This window comes from Paenibacillus sp. RUD330 (assembly GCF_002243345.2).
In the GTDB taxonomy this organism is placed as follows: Bacteria; Bacillota; Bacilli; order Paenibacillales; family Paenibacillaceae; genus Paenibacillus_O.
Map to the genome: position 1 here is coordinate 5,206,426 of NZ_CP022655.2, position 22,325 is coordinate 5,228,750.

14 protein-coding genes are annotated in these 22,325 nt (G+C 63.6%); 2 read left to right on the forward strand and 12 right to left on the reverse strand.

The window, feature by feature from the left end:
- Positions 1-42 precede the first annotated feature (42 nt).
- The 6 genes from CIC07_RS23575 to CIC07_RS23595 form a co-directional block, all read right to left on the reverse strand.
- Positions 43-1,491 (reverse strand): ABC transporter ATP-binding protein, encoded by a 1,449-nt coding sequence (locus tag CIC07_RS23575; protein WP_234992962.1) that lies wholly within the window; start codon positions 1,489-1,491, stop codon positions 43-45.
- Between the two features lie 6 nt (positions 1,492-1,497).
- Positions 1,498-1,767: a hypothetical protein gene (locus CIC07_RS25545; RefSeq protein WP_234992961.1), complete on the reverse strand. Its 270-nt coding sequence runs from the start codon at positions 1,765-1,767 to the stop codon at positions 1,498-1,500.
- A 206-nt stretch (positions 1,768-1,973) separates the two neighbouring features.
- Complete coding sequence (locus CIC07_RS23580; RefSeq protein WP_083688203.1) at positions 1,974-2,789, reverse strand: winged helix-turn-helix transcriptional regulator; 816 nt, start codon at positions 2,787-2,789, stop codon at positions 1,974-1,976.
- Between the two features lie 176 nt (positions 2,790-2,965).
- Positions 2,966-4,708, reverse strand: coding sequence for an ABC transporter ATP-binding protein (locus CIC07_RS23585; protein WP_076358021.1), 1,743 nt, complete (start codon positions 4,706-4,708; stop codon positions 2,966-2,968).
- Between the two features lie 366 nt (positions 4,709-5,074).
- A complete protein-coding gene (locus CIC07_RS23590) occupies positions 5,075-5,833 on the reverse strand; it encodes an AAA family ATPase (protein WP_076357640.1) in 759 nt (252 codons plus the stop codon).
- Positions 5,834-5,876: 43 nt separating this feature from the next.
- Complete coding sequence (locus CIC07_RS23595) at positions 5,877-7,160, reverse strand: stalk domain-containing protein (protein ID WP_076357638.1); 1,284 nt, start codon at positions 7,158-7,160, stop codon at positions 5,877-5,879.
- Between the two features lie 335 nt (positions 7,161-7,495).
- On the opposite strand from CIC07_RS23595, the gene CIC07_RS23600 reads away from it, so the two are divergent.
- Together CIC07_RS23600 and CIC07_RS23605 are read left to right on the forward strand one after the other, a co-directional pair.
- The gene (locus CIC07_RS23600; protein ID WP_094248278.1) at positions 7,496-12,337 is read left to right on the forward strand and encodes a DEAD/DEAH box helicase; all 4,842 of its coding nucleotides are present in this window, start codon (positions 7,496-7,498) and stop codon (positions 12,335-12,337) included.
- Between the two features lie 126 nt (positions 12,338-12,463).
- Positions 12,464-13,249: a helix-turn-helix domain-containing protein gene (locus tag CIC07_RS23605; protein WP_076357634.1), complete on the forward strand. Its 786-nt coding sequence runs from the start codon at positions 12,464-12,466 to the stop codon at positions 13,247-13,249.
- A gap of 238 nt (positions 13,250-13,487) precedes the next feature.
- Here the strand turns inward: CIC07_RS23605 and CIC07_RS23610 are convergent, their stop codons facing one another.
- The 6 genes from CIC07_RS23610 to CIC07_RS23635 all read right to left on the reverse strand — a co-directional run bounded on the left by CIC07_RS23610 (position 13,488) and on the right by CIC07_RS23635 (position 21,867).
- On the reverse strand, positions 13,488-15,629 hold the full coding sequence (locus CIC07_RS23610; protein WP_076357632.1) for an alpha-L-arabinofuranosidase C-terminal domain-containing protein: 2,142 nt from the start codon (positions 15,627-15,629) through the stop codon (positions 13,488-13,490).
- 16 nt (positions 15,630-15,645) lie between these two features.
- Positions 15,646-16,566 carry a carbohydrate ABC transporter permease gene (locus CIC07_RS23615; RefSeq protein ID WP_076357630.1) on the reverse strand — a complete coding sequence of 307 codons (921 nt, stop codon included), beginning with the start codon at positions 16,564-16,566 and terminating at the stop codon, positions 15,646-15,648.
- Complete coding sequence (locus CIC07_RS23620) at positions 16,560-17,540, reverse strand: ABC transporter permease (protein WP_083688199.1); 981 nt, start codon at positions 17,538-17,540, stop codon at positions 16,560-16,562. The genes CIC07_RS23615 and CIC07_RS23620 overlap by 7 nt, the downstream gene beginning before the upstream one ends.
- 80 nt (positions 17,541-17,620) lie before the next feature.
- Entirely contained in the window at positions 17,621-19,228 is a 1,608-nt protein-coding gene (locus tag CIC07_RS23625) for an extracellular solute-binding protein (RefSeq protein ID WP_076357628.1), read from the reverse strand.
- Between the two features lie 72 nt (positions 19,229-19,300).
- A complete protein-coding gene (locus CIC07_RS23630) occupies positions 19,301-20,164 on the reverse strand; it encodes a helix-turn-helix transcriptional regulator (RefSeq protein WP_076357626.1) in 864 nt (287 codons plus the stop codon).
- A gap of 194 nt (positions 20,165-20,358) precedes the next feature.
- Positions 20,359-21,867, reverse strand: a complete 1,509-nt coding sequence (locus CIC07_RS23635) for a sulfatase family protein (RefSeq protein ID WP_240923496.1) — start codon at positions 21,865-21,867, stop codon at positions 20,359-20,361.
- Positions 21,868-22,325 lie beyond the last annotated feature (458 nt).

The window sequence follows — 22,325 nt, forward strand, 5'->3', positions numbered from 1 at the left end:
CGAAGCCCCCGAACGGATCGGCCGCTCGGCTCTTCAGCCCGGTCAAGCCTGCACTCCGGTCAGACGGGCGTACAAGCCTCCCCGGGCTATGAGCTCATCATGCGTGCCTTCCTCCGCGATGCCCCGCTCCGAGAGCACGAGAATCCGGCCCGCGCTCCGGATCGTCGACAGCCGGTGGGCGATGACGAACGTCGTACGGCCCCTCGCCAGCCGCTCCAGGCTTTCCTGGACCGCCCTTTCGCTCCGGTAGTCGAGAGCGGAGGTCGCTTCGTCCAGGATGAGAATGGACGGATTCTTGAGGAACACCCTGGCGATGCTGATGCGCTGGCGCTGTCCGCCGGACAGCTTCACGCCCCGCTGCCCGACCATGGAGCCGTAGCCTTGCGGCAGCTCCAGGATGAATGCATCGGCGTTCGCTTTCGCCGCCGCTTCCCTGACCTCGTCATCGGTCGCGTCCGGCCGGCCGTAGCGGATATTGTCTGCGATCGTTCCCGCGAACAGATACGACTCCTGCTGCACGATGCCGATATGCCTGCGCAGCGACTTCAGCCGGATGTCCCGGACATCCTTGCCGTCGATCCTCACCGTTCCCTCGGTGCATCCATAGAATCGGGGAATGAGGCTGCAGAATGTCGTTTTGCCGACCCCCGAGGAGCCGACGAGAGCGATGAACTCGCCGGGGCGGGCCTTGAAGCCGATGCCGGCCAGCACATCCCCCTCCTCCCGCGAGTAGCGGAGGCTGACCCGGTCGAATTCAACTTCTCCGCGGACATGATCGAGATCGGCGGCGTGATCCGCATCCGCGATATCGGGCTGGAGCTCCATGAGCTCCCGGAAGCGCTCGAATCCCGCGATGCCGTTCTGCAGGTTCTGCGTGAAATTCACCAGCATCCGGACCGGTGCGATCAAGGTGCCGATATAGAGCAGGAAGCTGATCAGGTCGGGCAGCTGCATTTCGCGGCGGCCGATAAGATAGGCGCCAACGACAACGACCAGAATCGTAAGCAGCGACACGAAGCTGTTCAGGCCGTTGAACATGACCGCCTCGGCCCAGTAGCCTCTTTTGCGGCTGTCGAAAAAACGGCGGTTTCGGCGCCTGAACTTTTCCGTCTCGGCCTCCTCGCCACTGAAGGCCTGCACGGCCCGGATGCCGGCAAGCGTGTCTTCGATTTGGGCATTGATGTCGCCGATGCGCTCCTTGCTCGTTTTCAGCGCCCTCTTCAGCTTTCCGCTGTACAAATAGACAAGCAGGAAAAGCACCGGAAGAATCAAGAAGATCAGCCCAGTGAGCGGGCCGTTGATCCGGCTCAGAATGACGAAAGAGCCTGCGATCCGCACCAGCGAGACGACGACATCCTCGGGCCCGTGATGGGCCAGCTCCGAAATGTCGAACAGGTCGTTCGTCATGCGCGACATCAGCTGGCCGGTGCTGGCGCTGTCATGGAAGGCGAAGCTCTGCTTCTGGACGTGGACGAACAGATCTTCCCGCATGTCCGCCTACATTCTCGCGCCCACGGCATGCCCGAAGTAGTCCGTGTAGAAGCCGCTTGCGTATTCGACGATCATGAGGAACAAGAACACGCCGATGATCCTCGCCATCATCTCTGCCGCTATGCCTTGCCCGCTGATCGCCTCGCTTGTTATGCGGCTGATGAGCATGGGGTAAGCGAGGACGACGAGGGAAGCCAGGGCGGCGAAGAACAGATCGGCGGCCAGCATGAGCCGGTAAGGCCTGTAATAGGCGAGGAATGCCTGGAGCCATTTCACGGGAAGCACCTCCTGCGGACACAGCTTCCTTCTTGGAAGCGCGCCTTCTCCTTTCAGAGTATCCCTATCGCGGCGCGCGCTCTACGTAAAGGATGGCTATAGCCAAACCCGCGGACGAACAGCCCTCCCAAAAGCCGGTTGTCACGGCTGGATCAAAAAGACAAAAAGAAGCGCCCCGGCGGGCGCTCCTTCTTGCCTGGCATTCCTCAATCCGCGAGCCGGTAGCCGACTCCGCGCACGGTCTCGATGTACATCGGAGCCAGGGCGTTGTCGCCCAGCTTGCGCCGCAGGCTCTTCACATGGACGTCGACGACGTTGCTGTTGCCGAAAAACGGCGCATCCCAGATCGTCGCCATGAGATGGTCGCGCGTCTGGACGGCTCCCTCCGCGCCGATGAAGCTGAGCAGCAGCTCATACTCCGTCTTGGTCAGATCGATCGGGCTGCCGCCGCGGAACACCGCCATGCGCTTCGTGTCCAGGATCAGGTCCTTGAAGCCCAGAATGCCTGGATCGGCCTCGTCTGCGGCAGGATGCCGAAGCAGCCAGTCCTCGACGAGATCCAAAGCGTCCGCGGGGGATACCGTCTGCAGGACTCCGGTATCCGCGCTGCCGCGGAATTGAGTTCCTTGCTTGTCCCGGCCGTCCAGGAGAATGGCGCGGCTCTGCTTGGACGGATCCGCCATGAAGGTGCGGAAGCCGGGATCGCTGCCGAGCATGTCGGCCGCGCTGCCGTCGATCAGGTACAGGTCTGCCTGCAGGCTGTGCAGAACGTAATCATCCACGCGGTGGAAGACCATGACATCGTAGCAGGCGGCGGACAAGTCCCGGATCAGCTCATGCAGCAGGTTGGGGTACGGGCTGATCAGCACGATCCGCCGCGTCGAGGCGCAGATGATGGGCGGCAGGGCTTCAGCCGTCGAGACGGCGGATGCTTCCGCACCCGCCTTCGTTCCGTAGCCATAGCCCGGCAGATGAAGCTGCGCGAGCTTGACCAGGTCTTCTTCAGAATGGATGCTGTTCACTCCACAATCTCCTCCTATCCGTTGCCAGCTGCGAGAGGATCTGTTCTCGTTCTATCTCTGTCCCTATTTCTCTATCTGTCTGAGACTCTATCTGTGCAACCCCGTGATATTCCGTACAGAGGGCAGGCAGGCGCGGATCCGCCTCCCATTCCCTATGGCGGCATGCCGCCATGCTTCTAGTATAATTCCGGCTGCGAACGGGGGTCAACCGGCTCCTCCGCCTCGTCTTCCTTCGGAGAGCGCAGCTGGCGCAGCGCGAACTCGCGGTACAGCTCATGCGTCTCCAGCAGCTCCTCATGGGTGCCCCGACCGGTAATGCGTCCCTTGTCCACGAACAGGATCTGGTCGGCGTCCACGACGGTCGACAACCGGTGGGCGATGACGACCGTCGTGCGCCCCTCCATCAGATTGCCGAGAGCCTGCTGCACGATCACCTCCGACTGGCTGTCGAGCGCCGAGGTCGCCTCGTCGAGCAGCAGGATGTCCGGATTGCGCAGCAGAGCCCGCGCGATCCCGATGCGCTGCCGCTGCCCGCCGGACAGCTTGATGCCGCGCTCGCCAACCTCGGTGTCGTATTTTTGCGGCAGCTCGCTGATGAAGACGTCGGCGTAGGCCAGGCGCGCCGCTCTCTCCAGCTCCTCCGGCTCCGGCGCGCGGTCGATGCCGTACGTCAGATTGTCGCGGATCGTGCCGGCCATCAGCGGGCTTTCCTGCGCCACATAGCCGATCCGGCTGCGCCAGCTGGCGAGGGAGTAGTCCGCGAGCGGCACGCCCCCGATCAGCAGCCTTCCGGCGGTAGGAGCGTAATACCGCTCCAGAAGCGAGAAGAGCGTTGTTTTGCCGCCTCCGCTGGGACCGACGATCGCCGTAACCTGTCCCGGCTGGATCGCGAAGTCCATGCCCTGAATGATGGGATCGCTGCCTGCATAGGCGAACGCCAGTCCCTCGGCCGTGACGGGTGCCGACGCGCTGCGGAGCTCCCCGCCGGCGGCGAAGTCCTCCTCGGTCTCCTCCAGCGTCGCGCTGATCCGCTCCGTCGCTCCCATCGCCTTGTTGAATTGGGAGAAGAAGACCGCGATCTGGCTGACCGGCATGATGATCTGCATGAGGTACAGGATGAAGGCGACGAGATCGCCGGCCGTCATCTCGCCTGACGATACGCGCACGCCGCCGTAGCCGATGATGATGACGAGCAGCATCATGATCGTGAAGGAGACGGCGGGGCCGATCCACGCTCCGACCTTGCCTTCTCGGACGCCGAGCCGGTACAAGGCGCGGATACCCTTGAAGCCGTGCTCCAGCTCGCGCCGCTCCGCGCCCGACGCCTTGACGAGGCGGACCTCCGACAGCACGTTGTTGATGCCGCCGGAGAAGGCAGCCGTCTCGTCCTGCGTTTCCTTGGCGATGCGGTGCATCATCATGCCGAGCGGCACCATGATGCCGGCCAGCACCGGAATCGCGATCAGCAGGATGAGCGTCATGCGCCAATCCAGCGTCAGCAGCAGGATGAACGCTCCGATCGCCGAGATGATGCTGGTGACGAAGCCGACCAGATGATCGGTGATGAGTCCGCGCACGACGCCTGTGTCGTTGGTCATGCGGCTGACGGTCTCGCCCGTCTGGTGGCGATCGTAATAAGCGACCGGCAGCGCCATCAGCTTGCGCCACAGCCGCTCGCGCAGGCTCGCGACGACATGCTGCCCGAGCCGGGCGAGCAGGTAGCTGGAGTACGCTCCGGCCAGCGCTTGGATGACGAAGAATCCGGCCAGCATGACGATATGGCCCGGCTTCAAGGCGCTCAGGCTGAAGCCGTCGATGAACTGCTTGGTCACCATCGGCACGACGAGGCCTGCCGCCGTGGAAGCCAGGCTCAGCAGCAGCGCGACGGCGATCAGCTTTTTGGGCGGCTTGGACGCCATGATGAGCCTGACGAAGGAACGCCAGCCGGCCCGCTTGCCGCCGGCTTGTCCGGCGGATGAAGGGGCATCGCCCCGTTCGCGGTAGGATGAGGTTTCGGTTGAAGATGCCATGCGTCTGCAGCCCCCTTTCCCTCTTTCCGTCCCGAGGGAATCTGTTTGCTCTTATTATAGGTCTCGCTCAAGTGCCATTGCCAGTCGGCTGCCGCCGCGCTCCCGATCCGCAGCGAAGGGACCGCAAAGCCTGGCTGAAGCCTCCCGGGAAGAACAAAGAGAGGCATGAGAACTTCTCATGCCTCTCTTTGGCTCTCCACACGCCTCTTCCCAATGCCCTTAAACCTGTCGCTCCATGAGCGGAAGGATTCGAGCCTATTCCTCCGAGAACAGCTCCTCCAGCATAGGACTCCGGTTGTTCAGGAACTGCCTCGTCACCCGGAAATGCTCCGTCTCCTCCAGCGCGACCTCTTCGATGCCGCTCCCGCTGAGCTGATAGATGACTGCGTCCGGATAAGCCATCAGAATCGGCGAATGCGTGGAGATGATGAATTGGGAGCCTTTGCCGACGAGCTCGTGGATCCGGGCCAGCATCGACAGCTGCCTCGTCGGCGACAGCGCCGCCTCCGGCTCGTCCATCACATACAGTCCTCCGCCGCCGAACCGGTTCATGAAGGCCGCAAAAAAAGATTCCCCATGCGACTGCTCATGGAGCGAGCGGCCGCCATAGCTGTCGATGATGGAGGGGCCGGAGCCTTCCCGGTCCAGCTCCTCGATATTGCTGGCCAGATTGTAATAGCTCTCTGCCCGGAAGAAGAACCCGTCCCGAGGCTTGCGGGTTCCGCGCGCCAGCCTCAAATGCCGGTGAAGCTCCGAATGGGAAGCATAGGTGGAGAACGTGAAGTTCAGGCCGCCTCCCTCGGCATTGAAGCCCCATGACACCGCAAGCCCTTCGAGCAGGGTGGATTTGCCCATGCCGTTCTCCCCGACGATGTACGTCACCTTGGGATGCAGCGTGATCTTGTCCATCTCCCGGATGACCGGGAGCGAGAAGGGATACTCCGCGAAGGAAGGCACGCTGTCCCGCAGCAGCTGCGCGCTTCTTAGATAGGCTTCCGGTCGCATTCCGGCCATGTCCCCCTTCTTCTAAGCTGCGGTTGGAGTCGGATCGGCGGCATCAGCCCTCGGCAGGACCTCTGAGCTTGACCGTCCGTTCCAGAGCCGCCAAGGAATCGGCGTCGACCAGGCCGGGAGCGAGCCGCCACAGCGCGATGCCCTTGAGGCCGTACCGCTTGGCCAGCCCCGCCGGTCCGGACAGCGACAACGCCGTCTCGCTGTTGAAGTTGATGCCGAGCAGCAGCTTGCTGCGGTCGGTCTCCTTCAGCGCCAGCCGGATGGCCTCATCCACCTTGGCCAGAGGCTCCGGCTTGCCGCCCTGCCCGTAATCGTATGCCATGATCGCGATCTCGTCGGACAGCTGCGACAGCGTTTTGTAGTCATAGCCTTTGTAGGAGCCGTTCAGCGGATGCAGCGACAGCGACAGGCCGAGCCCGGCCGCCTTGGAAGCCGTCCGAAGCTCCTTGACGAACACGTTGAACGACTGCGCGGCCGCCGCCTTGTCTCCGGTCATTCCGAGCCCTTCAAAGTCCAGGTCGATGGATTTGAAGCCTCCCTGCGAAGCGGTGTCGACGATGCCCTTGACCGTCTCGGCTCTCAGCGAGGAATCCCCGAGCATCTTGGTCAGCTCGCCTTTGGCGTCCCCGGAGAAAACCATGAATTCCGTCAGGCCGCCGGCCGCTCCCGCGCCCGCTACGATCGATTCCGGGGTGACGTCGCCGTCGGCTTGGGGCCAGTAGAAGTCTTTGCCCTTGAGCGTCAGCCTGCCGTCCTCCCCGATCCGGCCCCAGCCGAAGGCGACCGCGTCGAAGCGGCCCAGCTGCTTCACTTGGGAATAGGATCTGATGGCGTAATAGGCTTTCGTGTACAGCTTCTCCGGGGGAGAAACGATCGATACGGTGCGGGTCGCCCCGTCCCAGCTCACTTGCGCTCCGAACGCGCTGCTGAAAAAGCTCAGCGGAACGAGGACCGTTCCGCCCTTCTGCACGGGGGCAGCCCCGAGCTGAGCCGCCGCGCCGTCGACCGTCGCCTGCTTGCTGCCTTGGCGCAGCACGACCTTGCGCGGGCCTTCATCCGTGGTCTTGACGGCCGTAACCGTCTTGCCGGCGGCATTCCACTCGACGGGAATCTGCAGCGCTTCGGCAATGGCCCGGAAAGGAACCATCGTCGTTCCGTCCTGGATGATCGGCTGGGCCGGGAAAGTCAGCGGATACCCGTCCAGCAGGATGGTCGCGGACGGAGCCGAGCCGGCCGCGGCAGCCGTGCCGGCCCCCATGCCGCCGCCGGCCAGAATCGTTGCCGCCAGCACAGCGAGTGCGGGGCGGCGGATAGATGTCAGGATCATATGAAGACAGCCTCCTTGAATCGAAATCGATGCCATTCGTCGTCTATCAACCGGATATTTCCACTAGAGTAGACGCATTCCAGTCCCGAATGTTTCACCGGGCCGCTCCTTTCCCTCGTCGCGCCGAGCGGCTGCTCCGGTTTCAAGGGCCTGCTTTTGGAATTTTTGCGGAAGGAAAACAAGGCGAAAACGTCCACGCAAGACGCGCTTCCGATTAGGACGGCAAAGCGAAGTATAGTATTCTTAGAAGACAACGCTGCAGCCGCTGCATCGCAGCCCTGCCGTCTCAACAGAGCCGATTTTCCCCTTCTACGACAAGGAGGCTTGGTGATTCCATGACGACCCATCGACAGCCCGATCCATCGCTGAATCGGTTCCACCCCGTTCTCGCGCACTGGTTCGCGGGCTCTTTCGGCAGCCCTACCGACATCCAGCGCCGGGCATGGGCATCCATCGGAGAGGGAGAGCATACGCTGCTGGCCGCTCCGACCGGCTCCGGCAAGACGCTGGCCGCCCTGCTGCCCTGCCTGGACCTGGTGCTCCGCTCCAAGGAAGAGACGGGCGAAAGCCTGGACGGCAGCATGCCGCCGGCCGGAGTCCGGGTCATCTACGTCACGCCGCTCAAGGCGCTGAACAATGACATCTACGACCATGTCGCCGGATTCGTCGAGGAGATCGGGCGGCAGCATGAACAATGGCTTGCCCCTGAGCACCCTGCCGGGTATGACCAGGCATCACAAAGAATTACTTGCGCAGTCCGGACCGGCGATACGCCTGCCTCCAAGCGAGCCGCCATGCTGCGCAAGCCGCCCGACGTGCTGGTCACTACCCCCGAATCGCTCTACATCCTGCTCGGCTCGGCCAAGGGAAGAACGATGCTGCGGACGACCCGCCAAGTCATCGTCGACGAGATCCACGATCTGGCGGCGGACAAGCGCGGCTCCCATCTCTCCTTGACGCTGGAGCGGCTCGAGGCTTGGTGCGGCCGTCCGCTGCAGCGCATCGGCCTGTCGGCGACCGTAAGGCCGATGGAGAGCGTCGCCCGCTTTCTCGGGGGATGGTCTCCCGAAGCAGGCGGCGAGACGGAGGCTTCAGATTCAGCCGCCCCTCTTCTCTCGTCCGACGGCGACGGAGACGGTCCGGCCCATCCGCTCGGTTATCTCCCCCGCCCCGTGGCCATCGTGGAGAGCGCGATGCCCAAAACGATGCAGGTGTCGGTCACGATGCCCGACCACAGCCGGCTGCACCGGACCCGGGAATCCGTCTGGTTCCCGATCATGGACCGGCTGCTCCAGCTCATGGAAGGGAGCCGCTCGACGCTTGTCTTCGTGAACAGCCGCAGGCTGGCCGAACGGCTCTGCCTGCGGATGAACGACTATACCGGCCGCGAGATGTGCCGCGCCCATCACGGGAGCATGGACCGGTCGCGGCGGCTCGAGGTCGAGCGTCTGCTGAAGGCGGGCGAGCTGAGCTGCATCGTCGCCACCTCGTCGCTGGAGCTCGGCATCGACGTCGGCCACGTCGACCTCGTCATCCAGATCGACTCGCCCTTGTCCGCCGCCGCCGGCATCCAGCGGATCGGCCGCGCCGGACACGGAGTCGGCGAGGCGAGCCGCGGCGTCATCCTCTCCCGCCAGCGCGGCGCGCTGCCCGAAATCGCGGTGCTCAGCCGCATGATCGCGGAGCGCGACATCGAGCCGATCGAGATTCCGCGCGACGCGCTTGACGTGCTGTCGCAGCAGGCAGTCGCCATGGCTTCCGGCGGCGAGTGGACCGTGGAGGCCATGCACCGCTTGATCGCGGGAAGCGACAGCTATCAAGCCTTCCCGCGCGGCAGGCTGGAATCGATGCTGGCGGTGCTGGCCGGCTTCTATCCGTTTTCCCGGCCGCTGCTGGAGTGGGACCGGGGCTCCGGCACGGTAGGACCTCGCAGCAACAGCTCCATGGCAGCGGTCACGGGAGCGGGCACGATCCCGCAGAGCAGCGCTTATCCCGTCCACCATGCCGACAGCCGCGCCCATATCGGCGAGCTGGACGAGGAGTTCGTCCAGGAGAGCCGGGTCGGAGACGTGTTCCAGCTCGGCACGAATTCCTGGATGATCCGGCAGATCAGCAAGGATCGCGTGTATGTGGCCGAGACGTCGAACAGCTTCAGCGAGATCCCGTTCTGGCGCAACGAAGCCGGCTCCCGCTCCTATCTGCTTGGCCGGAAGGTGGCGGAGCTGTGGACGGAGCTGCTGGAGAGGCTGGAGCAGGGAGATGAAGAGGCTCTCCAGGCGGGGAATCGCAACGATCGCCGGCCCGGGCGTCCTCCCGAGGCGGCCCTGGCCGCGATGGACGGCCTTGAAGAGGGCTCCTCCCTGCCGGACGAGCCCGTCCATCCCGGAGACGAACCCGTCATCGCCGAGCTCCGGGAGCGCAGCGGCATGGATGACCGCTCCGCGCGGCAGCTGGCCGCTCTCGTCCGCGCCCAGGCCGCCTCCGGCGTCAGGCCGACCCGCAGTCGGATCGCCATCGAGGTGTACAAGGATATTTCGAACCAGACCCACATCGTCATCCACAATGCCTGGGGACGCCGCGTGAACCGGACGTGGCAGCTCGCCATCGAGCGCAGATTCGAGGAAGCGCTGCCCTATCGCCTGTACGGCAACGCCAAGGACAACGGAATCGAGTTCGTGCTGCCGGAATGGGAGCCCTCCTGGCTCCAGGCCGTCCACTCCGTCTCCTCGGACAACCTGCCGGAGCTGCTGCTGGCGGCCATTCCCGGCTCCCCGCTGCTTGCCGTCGCCTTCCGGCGCATCGCCGAGACGTCGCTGCTGCTGTCCCGAAGCTTCACCCGCACGCCGATGTGGCAGATGAGGCTGCGCAGCGAGGAGCTGCTGCGCGCCGCCCTTCCCTATGGAGATCGCTTCCCCTATCTTGCCGAGGCGATGCGGGAGTGCATGAACGTCTACCTCGACCTCGGGCGGCTCCGAGAGCTGCTGCGGGAAATCGAGAGCGGCGGCATCGTGCTTGAGGTGGTGCATACATCCCGCCCGTCGCCGCTCGCCTCCCAGTTCGCGGCGGATTACGTCAACATGCGCATCTACGAGGGCGACGGCCTGGACGGCGCCGTCCGCGCCCAGCTGCTGCAGATGAGCCGCGAGCTCGCCGGCGAGCTGTTCGGCGCCGAGGCTCTGCGCGGCGCGGTCGCTCCCGAGGTGCTGGAGGCGGAGCGCGAGCGGCTCGGGCGGCTGGCCGGAGGCGTTCGCAGCGAGGACGATCTGTACCGGCTGCTCAAGCTGCGGGGCGATCTGGAGCCGGAAGAGCTGCTGCGGCTGGCATCGTCCGCCGTCGGCTCGGACGAGCCCGGCTTCGCCGAGCCTGACGGCCGGGCCGAGGCGGATGGCTGGCTGACCGCGCTGCGGCGCCAGGGACGAGTCGCCGCCTACATGCCCGGCGGCCCGGCCGCGGAGCGTCTCGTTTGCGCGGACGAGGCCGGCGTGTATGCGGCTTTTCCGGAAGACCAGGACTCCGTGTCGTTCATTATCGAGCGGTACATCTCCCATCTTCTATCCTTCACGGAGCAAGAGCTGGCGGAACGCTACCCGGCTCTCGGCGCCGACGGGTCCGCCAGGCTGGTCTCCCGTCTGCTGGAGGCCGACCGGATCCAGGCGGCCCCGTTCGCGGAGAAGGGAGAGCGCCTGTATGCCTCGAGCCTGATCGCGGCGCGGGTCGTCCGGCTATCCGTCCAGCATGCGCGCAGCCGCAGCGAGGCGGCCGACGCCGTCCGCTGGTGCGGCCAGATGGCGCTCCGCCAGCACGCGCTGCAGGGCAGCCAGCTGCGGGGCGAGCACGGCTTGCTGCAGGTGCTGCAGTCGCTGCAAGGCTTCTACTTCCCGCTGTCGCACTGGGAAAGCTTCATTCTGCCTTCGCGCCTCGCCGCCTACCGGCCCGAGGAGCTCGACCTGCTCTGCGCCTCCGGCGAGGTGCTTTGGCTCGGACGCAAGGAGCCGGGGGAAAAGGAAGGCAAAATCGCCTTTTTCCTGCGTGATTCCCGGGAGCTGTATGCGCCTTATTTGCCCCGGGACGACGGCGGCTCCGCCCATCCCGCCCTGCTTCAGGCGCTCAAGGCCGGCGGCGCTTCCTTCCTGACCCGGATCGCACGCGATGTCGGCCTGCCTCCTTCGGAGGCGCAGGAGCAGCTGCTCGAGCTGGTCTGGGAAGGACTGGTGTCGAACGACCAGTTCGCGCCGCTCAGGGCCGTCTCCTCCGCCAAGCCCCGCTCGCCCAAGGGCCGGCCTGGCGCCTGGGGGGGCTCCGGTCTCGGCCGCTGGTTCTGGACCGGCTCGCTGGAGGGCAATGCAGGCGCCGGTCCGGCCGAACGCCCGGCTGCGGCCGATGGATCCGCACCGGGCGGCTCGCCATCAGCCGCCGCGGCATCCGCCCGCCAAGGCGCTGCCGGAACCGCTGCCCCTCCAGTCGCCTCCCGTTCAGATTCCGGGACATCCAGCCATGAGGCGGTTCACCCTCCTGCCGCAGCTGCCGGCCGGCAGCTCGCCTATCCGGCCGAGGATTCGCCCGCGCTGCGCTGGATCAACCATTTGCTGGAGTCGTACGGGATCCTCTCGCGAGATCTGGTCGCCGCCGTCTCTCCCTTCTCCTGGGACGAGCTGCTGCCGCTGCTGAAACGTCTGGAGGAATGGGGCGTGCTCGTCCGCGGGTTCCTGATCGCCGGCATGCCGTCCATGCAATTCGCGACGCGCGAAATGGCCGAGGCGGTCCGCCATCCTCTGCCGCAGGACACGGCACGCAGCCTGACCGTCCTGTCGGCGGCGGATCCCGCCAACCCGTTCGGACTGGTCGCCGACTGGCCGCAGGAGGGGAAGGGCGTCTTCGCCCGGAAGCCCGGCAACTACCTCGTCCTGGAGAACGGCCGCTGGCTGTACTGGATCGAGAACAACGCGCGCAAGATCCATCCGCTGTCGGCTTCGGAGGGAGATCAGGCGAGAGAGGCGGAGGTTCTGCAGGAAATCCTGCGCACGATCGCCATCCGCCAAGGCCTCTCGCGCGTCATCGTCGAGCAGTGGAACGGAAGCCCCGTCGACGATACTCGGGGAGCCGGCCTGCTCCGGGATCTGGGAGCCGAGAAGGACCGCCACCGCTTCGTATTATGGAAGAGCCAGCTGAAGGCATGAACGGCCCTTGAGAGGCCTAAAAAAAGATCTTTTCCCATATCGTTCCATGTGATAGAATGAGAACAAACGTTCGAATTCAACGTTGCCTCAGGCTTAAAGCCGGCGCGGGCGGAGGAGGATCCTTCCATGGTGCCTTGCAGTGAGATCGACCAGGTCATCGCCTACATTCACCGACACCTTTTCGACCCGATGCCGCTTGCCCGGCTGGCCAGGCACATTTCCTACAGCCCCTCGCATTTCGCCCGGCTGTTCAAGGAACGCACAGGGCTGACGCCCTTGTATTACGTGTCCTCCATGCGTCTTGAGCGGTCCAAGGACATGCTGCTCCGCACCCATCTGAGCATCCGGGACATCGGCCTCGAGATCGGACAGCAGAGCCTCGGCACGTTCACGACCCGCTTCACGCAGCGCGTAGGGGTATCCCCCGCCGAATTCCGCCAGTCGGCCCTCGGCGCGGATCGGGATTTCGAGTCCCTTCGGCGGCTGGGAGACTGGCGGCAGCCTGCCGTCCCGATCTTCCGGGAGGGATGCGTGAGCGGCATCATCGAGGCCGCCGTCCCGTTCGAAGGCTTCGTCCTCGTAGGCTTGTTCTCCAAGCCGATTCCGGAAGGCCTCCCTTTGTACGGCACGCTCGTCCGCTATCCCGGCAGCTTCCGCTTCGACGGCGTGAAGCCGGGAACCTACTACCTGATGGCCACCTCCATTTCCTGGACGATGGCGGGGATGGACATGCTGCTGCCGGAGACGACCCTGCGCACCCGCAGCAAGTCCCCGCTGACCGTCCTTCCGGGCGTCCCCCTCCCGCCTCAGGAGCTGCTGCTGCATGAGCCCCGGCTGGATGATCCGCCGATCCTGGTCTCCCTGCCTCTGCTCATGAACAACTTCCTGAGCAAGGTTCGGCAAGGACTCTGATCCGAGCCGAGACATGGCCATTCGCTTGCCGGGGCGCGATCCAGAATGAACAACCCTGAAGCCAAGCCGGATGAGTCCAGCTTGGCTTCAGGGTTTAGTTTGCATGCAGACCTCTCGTTCTTCAGGCTCTTTTTTTCATGGGAATCAATCTATCGTTGCATCGCAGGACGGGTCGATCGCTGACCCGCGCTCCCCGCCGCGACGTTGAACGCACCTGGAATTCCGCCGCCCTGCATTCTCAGCGGGCGAGCCGCAGCTCCGCCACGCAGACGGAATGCGGCTTCAGCACGATGGGACCGTTCTCCGGCCAGACCCGCTCCCGTACTGTGATCCGCTCCGGCTCGAACACCGAGTTGATCGCCTCGAAGTCTTCTCCGGCGATTTCCCACAGCTTCGCCTGCAGCGGCTTGAGCTCTTCCCGGAGAGCTGCCGCATCCGCATGGGGGGCCGGCGACTCCCCTTCCCTGCCCGGCCTTCCGCCTGCCAGCGGAGCAAGCTGCGCTCCTCCTATACCCGAGCCTCCGCCTGCCAGCGGCAGCGGAGCAGGCAGCGCCCCCTCGATGCGCACTTCGGTCTCCAGCGGCTCCAAGCCCCGATTGACGAGGAATACCGTCAGAATCTCCCCGGAGCCGTCCAGGCACGCCACGGCGTCGAGAACCGGAAGCTCCCGCGCCCCCAGCCCGATCGCAGGCGCGCTCCCCTTCCAGAAATAGGTATCGCACTCCGTTCGGGCCGGAACGACGCGGGCGATGGACCGGTTCGCGTAGAGCTCCATCACATGATAGGAAGGCGTTCCGTAGATGATTCGGCTCTTGCCGCTCCATCCCGGCAGCCTGCCGCGGTATTGGTCCGAATAAACGTCTCCGACCCGGATGCAGCCGCCCAGCCAGCCGTTGACCAGATCCGAGAAGCTTCCGATCTTCACCCGATGCGACTGCCGGAGGAATTCGTTGAGATTGGCCGCATTCGCCACAGCCGCCTCCAGCGTATGCTCCTCGGGCAGCCCTTCCCGGATCGTGTTGGGGTAATACATCGTGTTGTATTCCGTTACGGCCAGCTTCACATGGGCATAAGCAGGCTCGGCATCCAGCAGCTCCGCCGTCTGCCGGATCATCTCGCGCGTCACCTCGGGGAACGCCGCCGCATGACGGTACCGCTCCTCCTTCGGCGTGCCGGGATGGATGCCGGTCGTTCCGAAGCCGTGATAGATATGGAGGGTCAGCAGATCGATCCGATGTGCGGCCTGCCGCAGCATCGCCCGGTTCCAAGCGGGATCGCAGTCTCCGCAAGCGAGCAGCACGATGCCGGAGTCGACCGCCTTCATCGCCTCGGCGAACCGCAGGTACCGCTCCGCGAACTCTTCCGCGCTGCAATGCCCATGCTGCCACGGACCGTAGATTTCATTGCCGATCTCCCAATGCTTGACTCCGAAGGGCTCCGGATGCCCGTTGCGCGCCCTTATCGCTCCATAAGGCGTATCGGCGCTGCCGTTGCAATATTCCAGCCAGGCGGCCGCTTCCTCGGGCGTGCCCGTGCCGGCGTTGACGCAGATGAGCGGCTCCGTCTCCGTGTCCCGGCAGAAGGCGATGAATTCATCCGTTCCGAAGTATTTGTTCGTCCAGCCTCCCCACGCCTCGTTGACCATGTTCGGACGCTCCAGATCCGGACCGATGGCATGCTCGAAATGATAGGCGCTGATATGGTTGCCCGCCAGCCTCATCATGCCGGGCTTCAGCCGCCTGGTCATCTCGACGATTTCCCGCTTGACGATGCCTCTGCTGTAGGAAGGCAGCATCGAGACATGGTCGAGCCATAACGTGCCCGAGCCTGTGGAATCCCTCCAGCCCTCCTCCTCGGAGGAGATGGTCAGCCGGAACTCGGCCTGCTCGGCATCCCGGGACGGCGTCAGGCTGAAGCGGTACGTTCGCCAGTTATGGCTCTCCAGCGCGACCTCGCTGCGGGCGAGCAGTTCTCCGCTGCGGGAATCCGCCAGCTCGCAGACGAAGCTCCGGACCTCGGGCATCGCCCGGGCCACGATACGTACGTTGTACGTGCTGCCGCCCTCCACGGAGACTCTCTGGCCGATGCCGCCGCGGCAGCGGTCGGCGCCGAAGACGCGGATCTTCTGGCTGTGTCCGGAATGCCTGGGCGCTGCCGGCTCCAGGGCATACAACGTGTTTTTGCCGTCCGTGACGGGATGCCAGCCGGAGGATACGCCCCCGGCCGCCTCATCCTCGAAATCCATATCCTTGAGTACGAAAGCGAGCATGGCGTCCATATGATCGCGGATATCCTCCACGAAATGTCCGAACAGATAGGGATGGATAGACGCTTCTCCCGCCGACTGCATATCGATGGAAACCGCTGCTTTTTGTCCCATAGGCTTGATCCCTCCGTTATTCTTTGATGGAACCGATCATGACGCCCTTCACGAAATGCTTCTGCACGAAAGGATACAGCAGCAGCACCGGAATGCTGGCGATGATGATCAGCGCGTATTTGATGCTCTCGCCCATGAGCAGCTTCTCCGCCATCCCGAAGCCGGCATCGTCGAGAACGCTGCTCTGGCTTACGATCAGAATTTGCCGCAGCACGAGCTGAAGCGGATAGAGATTCTCGTCCCGCAAATAAATCAGCGCATTGAAATAGGAGTTCCAATGGCCAACCGCGTAAAACAGCACCATGACCGCCAGAATAGGCTTCGACAGCGGGAGGATGACCGAGGCCAGCAGCCTCGTATTGGAGCAGCCGTCGATCAGGGCCGCCTCCTGCAGCTCCCAGGGGATGCCGTTCTGAAAATAAGTCCGCATGACGATCAGATTGTAGGTCGCGATCGCCGTCGGCACGATCATCGCCCAGAACGTGTTGACCAGGTGGAGGTCCTTGACGACGAGATACGTCGGAATGATGCCTCCGCTGAAAAACATCGTGAACGCGATGCCGAACATGAGCAGTCCGCGTCCCGGCAAATCCCGGCGTGACAGCGGATAGGCGGCGAGCGTCGTCAGGAGCAGATTGACGGCGGTGCCGACGCCGGTGTACAGCAGCGTGTTGCCGTAGCTTCTCCACACGCCTTCGTAGCCGAGCACCTCCTTGTAGGCATCCAGCGTGAAGCCCGCGGGCAGCAGCCACATCTCCCCGTCCAGCACCTTCTGCGGATCGCTGAACGAGGCGCTCAGGACGAACAGCAGCGGGTAGAGGACGACGATCAGAATCAGCCCGGAGAGGGCATAGACAGCCAGATCGAAGACGCGTTCGCCGTCCATCCGGGTACGGGAAGCCGCAGGAAAAGCGGCAGCCGGACTTTTTCTCACCATAGGCTTGTCTCCGCCTTTCTGCGCGCATACCCGTTGATCAGCACCAGCAGGGCGAAGTTGATGACGGAATTGAACAGTCCGATCGCCGAGCTGTAGCCGTAGTCGCCTTTGAGGATGCCGTTCGTGTAGACGAACGTCTGGATGACGTCGCTGCTCCCCTTGTTGAGGTTGTTCTGCATGAGGAGGATCTTCTCGAAGCCGATGTTCATGAAGGAGCCGACATCGAGGATGAGCATGATGACGATGACCGGCAGAATGCCCGGAACCGAGATATGCCACAATCTCCGCAGACGGCTTGCCCCGTCCATTTTGGCCGCCTCGTACAGCTGCGGGTTGATGCCGCTGAGAGCGGCGATATAGACGATGGACTGCCATCCCATATTTTGCCATATGTTCGAACCGATGAAAATCGTCTTGAACCAGCCTGCGCTTTCCATGAACGATACCGGCTGCCCGCCGGCTGCCTGCAGCAGCAGGTTGACGATGCCCGTCCGCGGATCCAGGAACAGCTCCAGCATGCCGACGATGACGACGGCCGAGATGAAATGCGGGATGTAGGTGACGTTCTGAAGCAGCTTGCGGAACCGGTCGCTGCGGATCTCCGTCACCAGAAGCGCCAGCAGGATCGGCAGCGGAAAGGCGATCAGGAGCCGCAGCAGGCTGATGCTGACCGTGTTCCAGAGCAGGCGCCCGAAGTAATAGGAGGAGAAGAAGCGCTCGAAGTTGTCGAAGCCGATCCAGTCGCTTCCCGTGATGCCTTTGACAGGATTGAAATCCTTGAATGCGATCTGCACGCCGTACATCGGACCGTACTGGAAAATCAAATACCACAGCAGCGGCAGCGCCAGCATGAGGTACAGGTCGTACCGCGCCGCGATGCGTCTCCGCAGCCGGCGGGCCTCGGATGTACCGGTGCCGGATGCCGCGCGCCGCGGATCGGAAAGCGCCTCCTGCCTTTCAGGGGAGGATGTCATCGCCGGTCGCCTCTCTTTCTTCCAGGCGGACGGAGAGCCGGACGGCGGCAGCGCTCCCGTCCGGCCTCAGCTCCAGCCGATCAATGGGATTGGGTGTTGTCGAATGCGTTCTGATAGATTTCTTCCAGCCTCGGCAAGCCGAGCCCCTTCAGCGTCTTGGCGTACTCGTCCCACTTGTCCAGCGGAAGAGCCCCGGTGATGAACTTGGCGGTCGACTCCGCGACGTAGGCGTCGAGATCCTGGCGCAGCGTATCGAGCTCCTTGTTCGTTTTTTCATCCAGCAGAGGCGCGCCGTAGATTGCCTTGGGCAGGTAAGGATCCAGCTTCTTCTGCGCTTCCTGCACCGATGGCGGGTTGACCGCCGAAGCGTTCTTCTCGATGAGCAGCTGCGGCGCGCCCCCGCCCGGCCAGGACGTGAACTGTCCGATCGCCGTGCCCATTCCCCGCTTGTCGGTCCGGATGGACTCGTTGTATTCCGGCAGCCCGTCGGCCTTGAACGAGAAGGTCTGGCCCTCGATGCCGTAACGGAACAAGGTCGAGCCTTCCTCCCCGTAGAAATAGTCGATCCAGCGGATCGTCGCATCGGGATGTTTGTCGGCGGAGGTGACGGCGAAGGTGCCGAAGTCGCGGGCGACCGGCTTGGCCCAGACCGTCCGGATGCCTGCGGGACCGCTCAGGGGAGCGATGCCGGCATACTCGTCCTTCTTCTCCCCGAACGGATCGCCGGCCTGGTTATGCAGATAGCCTGCCTGAGCGGCAGCCATCTTGGCGTAATACTGCGTCGGCTTCTGGCTGAACACCTCCGGATCCAGCAGCTTCTCCGCATACAGCTTGTTCAGGAAGCCGAGGTAGTCCTTGTAGGCCTGATCGTCGAGCCAGCTGTCGACCTTGCCGTCCTTGATGTTGAGATTGTAGCCGAGCTGATAATCCAGTCCCCAGGAACCCGCGAGCGACGAGATGACTGCGGCCTGATCGAGCTCGGTCATCGGAATCTCGTCCTTCTTGCCGTTGCCGTTGGGATCCCCGTCTCGGAAAGCCGTCAGCACCCGCACGAGTTCGTCGGTCGTGGATGGCTCCCGGAGGTTCAGCTTCCTTAGCCACGCCGTGTTGAGCCAGGCTTTGTCGGTGCGTGCCGCGGGCAGCTCGATGACCGCGGGCAGCGCGTAGATATGGCCGTCCGGAGCCTTGATGGAGGCCAGAATCTCGGGGTTCTTCTCCAGCAGCGCCTTGAGGTTCGGCGCGTGCCGGTCGATCAGCTGCTCGAGCGGAACAAGCAGCCCGGAGCTGCCGTACTTGACGGCCTCCAGCGGCGTGATCGCCGCCTTGTAGAGCGCGTCGGGGAGCTCGTCCGAGGACAGCAGCAGGTTTTTGCGTTCCGCAAAACCCTCGGCGGGCACATCCTCCCACTGCACCTCGATGCCCGTCTTTTTCGCATAGTCCTGGAAAAAGAGCATGTCCTTGTACGGGCCGTTCAGCGGCGCGCGCTGCGCGAACATCTTCAGCTTGATCGGCGACTTCGCAATCGGGTAGCCGGTCTCGTTGAAGTCCGCCGCCTCCCGGGCCGCCCCTTCGGCACCCTCCGCTTTTGCCTTCGACGCCTCGCCTTTGTCGGACGAGCAGGCCGTCAGGCCGAGCAGCAGGGCGGCAGCGCAAAGTCCGGCGGCAGCTTGAAGCCTTCTTGTTTTCATGTCGGGATCCCCCTTGAATTCATTTATTCTTACTTAGTTCATGAATATAGTCGGAATTATAGGCGCAGAAACTCATCCGCCGGCAACCTGGTCCTGTCCCCGCTGCAGCCGGAAGGCGGTCGGAGAGATGCCGTAGTGGCGGCAGAAAGCTCTCGAGAAGGCGTACAAATCCGAATAGCCCAGCGACAGCGATACTTCCGTGACGGACAGGTCGTCTGCCGCAAGCAGCTCGGCGGCTTTGTCCATCCGCCTGTCGAGCAGGTACGCCTGGGGACTCATCCCGTAGCGGCGGCTGAATTCCGCATAGAGATGGGAGCGGTGCACGCCGGCCATCCTGGCGATGTCCGAGATCCGGATCGATTCCATGCAGTGGTGGCGGATGTACTCCTCGCAGGTCGCCAGCCAGCGGGGCTCGTTCCCCGCTGCCCGCTCCGGAGGCAGGTCGAGCAGGGAGAACAGCCGGTAGAGAGCCGCCTGGCGCCCGAATTCCTGGCCTTCGCCCGCATGCCGGTGAAAGTCGCCCCGGAGATGTTCGATCAGCCCTCCGCTCACCCCGCCCTGCACATAAGGCCGCTCCGGAGCCAGTCCGACCCGCTCCAGCACCTGCTGCGCCTGCGGGCCGTCGAAGGCGGCCCAGTGCATCGCAAGCGGCGAAGAAGGCATGTAGTCGCATACCCGGTAGCTATGCTTCTTGCCGGGATAGAGAGCGAACAGGTCCCCCTTGCGCAGCATGGCCGAGCCGCCTTCCCAGAGCAGCTCGACCGAGCCGTTCAGCACGAAATGAAGGGAATAACATTCGATCATGCGCGTTCCCACGGCATAATTGCTCTTGGCCGAAGTCCGGCCGGAACGAATCAGCCACACGCCCCCGAGCCGCTCGAAGGGAGTAGGCGTGTAATAGTGGAAGTCCGCGTATTCATGGCCGTACTCTCTCATTCGTCATCCCCCTTGTGCAGAGCCTGCGGCTTCCGCGCTCTCCCTGAGGCTCATCCGCATCGCTCCATGGGATTCCAGCCTATGCTGGCGCGGCGCCCTCCCGACGCTTGAAAAAAGACGCGGCACATCCATAGGTGTGCCGCGTCTCCAGTTGTCCGGCAGACTCGTTCAGGAATAAGCATACTTCGTTTTCGCTACGCATGCCAGACCCTTGGCATCGGCATCGCTTCCTTGCCGAGCTCCGCCCAGGCGTACCGCAGCAGCAGCTCCGCCTTGAGGGCAAGGCGATCCGGCTCGTCCCACAGGTTGCGCAGCTCGCCCGGATCCTCCTGCAGATCGAACAGCTCGCCGTAGGTCTGGTTGTAGTAGACGGTAAGCTTGTATCTCCGGTCCACATAGGTTTTCTGGTGGATCGTCGTCGGCTCATGCCGGAACTCGACGATGGCATGGCTGCGCGCCTCCTGCCGCTCTCCCCGCCATACGGCGCCCTGGTCCACTCCCGTCATCTCGGCGGGAACCGGGATGCCGCATAGGTTCAGGAAGCTCGGAGCCAGATCGACGAGCGACTGGATGGCATCGGACTGGCGTCCGGCCGGCACCCGTCCCGGCTGCCGTACGAGAAACGGGACCCGGATGAGATCCTCGTAGTGGAAGCCCCCCTTGTACTGCAGCCCGTGCTGGCCGAAAAAATGGCCGTGGTCCGTCGTGAACACGACCAGGGTGTCCTCCGCCAGCCCGAGCTCGTCGAGCTTGTCCAGAATGCGGCCGATATGCTTGTCCATCAGGCTGATCATGCCGTAGTAAGTCGCGACCAGCCGCCTTCTCTCTTCATCGGGCAGCAGATGGGATTGATAGCCGTGAATGCCGTAGCCCGTTTCCTTGAGATGGCCGAAATCCGGAGCCTCCGTCTGGGTCAGGCCGAAATGCGGCGGGTTGCGCTCATGCTCGCCCGCCGTGGCGGAAGGCACCGTGACGCCTGCAGGATCGTACAGCTTGTCCCATGGCTCCGGAACGAGATAGTCGGGGTGGGGATCGAAAAAGCTCGCCCAGAGCAGGAAAGGCTCTCCCTCCCGCTTGTGTCCCTCCATCATCGCCATCGTCCGTTCCGCAATCCAGGTGTCGTAGTGGAATTCCTCCGGTATCGGCCATGTATGCGAGATCGACGGATCCATCGTCCCGGTCGGGGCGAGGAAGTAATCCCGCCAGTTCAGGCAGCCCTTCTCCTCCATCCAGAGCGCATAGTGCTGGCCGACATGGGCTTCGTTCGTATGGTTGCGGGCCAGCTCCACATGGTCGAACCCGTAGAACGGGCCGTGGAACGTCCGCCAGTAATCCAGATCCTGAAGAGTCGGATAGGCTTCCAGGGAAGGATAATCGCCGCTTCCGCGCAGGGGCTGGAAATGGGCCTTGCCGATGAGTCCCGTCCGGTAGCCGGCCTCCGAGAATTCCTGCGCCACGGTGCGGCGGTCCTCCAGCAGCTTGGTGCCCAGTGTCCAGGCTCCGTGCTGGCTCGGATGCCGCCCGGTCAGGATGGAGGCTCTCGTCGGCGTGCAGGTGGGGTTCGGACAGTAGGCCCGCGTGAAAGCCGTTCCTTCTCTGGCGAGCCGGTCCAGATTGGGGGTGAGAGGCTCTCCGCCCAGAGCTCCGATCGTATTCCAGTGCTGCTGGTCGCTGGTGATGAGCAGAACGTTGGGACGTTTCAAGCCGCCTTCCTCCTTCACTCCGGAATAAAAGCATCGTAACCCGATCATCCAACTAAGGAAATGTTCGGATGTATTTGTCCAAATGTCGGGTCGCAATCTTGCATGCGGATTTATAGGAATGCCGGGAAATCCCTCCGCGCAGAGCTGGAAAAAGGCATCTGGCGCGCTTCAGCTCCAGCTCAGGAATGCCTGAACTCGATCATCATCTTATTCCAATGTCTTTTTGCGATGCCTGGTTCCATGTCGTTTCCGCTGTAACGCCGCCTTATCCTCGCCATTGCGGCCGCCCGGTTGACACCCTCATGAAGAGAACCGCCGCTGCTCCGCGGGGATGGAAAAAGCGTCTCCCCCAATGATCGGGAGAGACGCTTGATAGAAGGCGCGAAGATTATGCGCGGGCGGTGCGATGGTTGACACTCAAAGGGCGCGCAGATTATGCGCTGAGGGTGCGATGGCGC

Coding starts and splice junctions, on each gene's coding strand:
- CIC07_RS23575 (WP_234992962.1), bottom strand. CDS start 1,491: ATGCGGGAAGATCTGTTCGTCCACGTCCAGAAGCAGAGCTTCGCCTTC.
- CIC07_RS23585 (WP_076358021.1), bottom strand. CDS start 4,708: ATGGCGTCCAAGCCGCCCAAAAAGCTGATCGCCGTCGCGCTGCTGCTG.
- CIC07_RS23590 (WP_076357640.1), bottom strand. CDS start 5,833: ATGGCCGGAATGCGACCGGAAGCCTATCTAAGAAGCGCGCAGCTGCTG.
- CIC07_RS23595 (WP_076357638.1), bottom strand. CDS start 7,160: ATGATCCTGACATCTATCCGCCGCCCCGCACTCGCTGTGCTGGCGGCA.
- CIC07_RS23600 (WP_094248278.1), top strand. CDS start 7,496: ATGACGACCCATCGACAGCCCGATCCATCGCTGAATCGGTTCCACCCC.
- CIC07_RS23605 (WP_076357634.1), top strand. CDS start 12,464: ATGGTGCCTTGCAGTGAGATCGACCAGGTCATCGCCTACATTCACCGA.
- CIC07_RS23610 (WP_076357632.1), bottom strand. CDS start 15,629: ATGGGACAAAAAGCAGCGGTTTCCATCGATATGCAGTCGGCGGGAGAA.
- CIC07_RS23615 (WP_076357630.1), bottom strand. CDS start 16,566: ATGGTGAGAAAAAGTCCGGCTGCCGCTTTTCCTGCGGCTTCCCGTACC.
- CIC07_RS23620 (WP_083688199.1), bottom strand. CDS start 17,540: ATGACATCCTCCCCTGAAAGGCAGGAGGCGCTTTCCGATCCGCGGCGC.
- CIC07_RS23625 (WP_076357628.1), bottom strand. CDS start 19,228: ATGAAAACAAGAAGGCTTCAAGCTGCCGCCGGACTTTGCGCTGCCGCC.
- CIC07_RS23630 (WP_076357626.1), bottom strand. CDS start 20,164: ATGAGAGAGTACGGCCATGAATACGCGGACTTCCACTATTACACGCCT.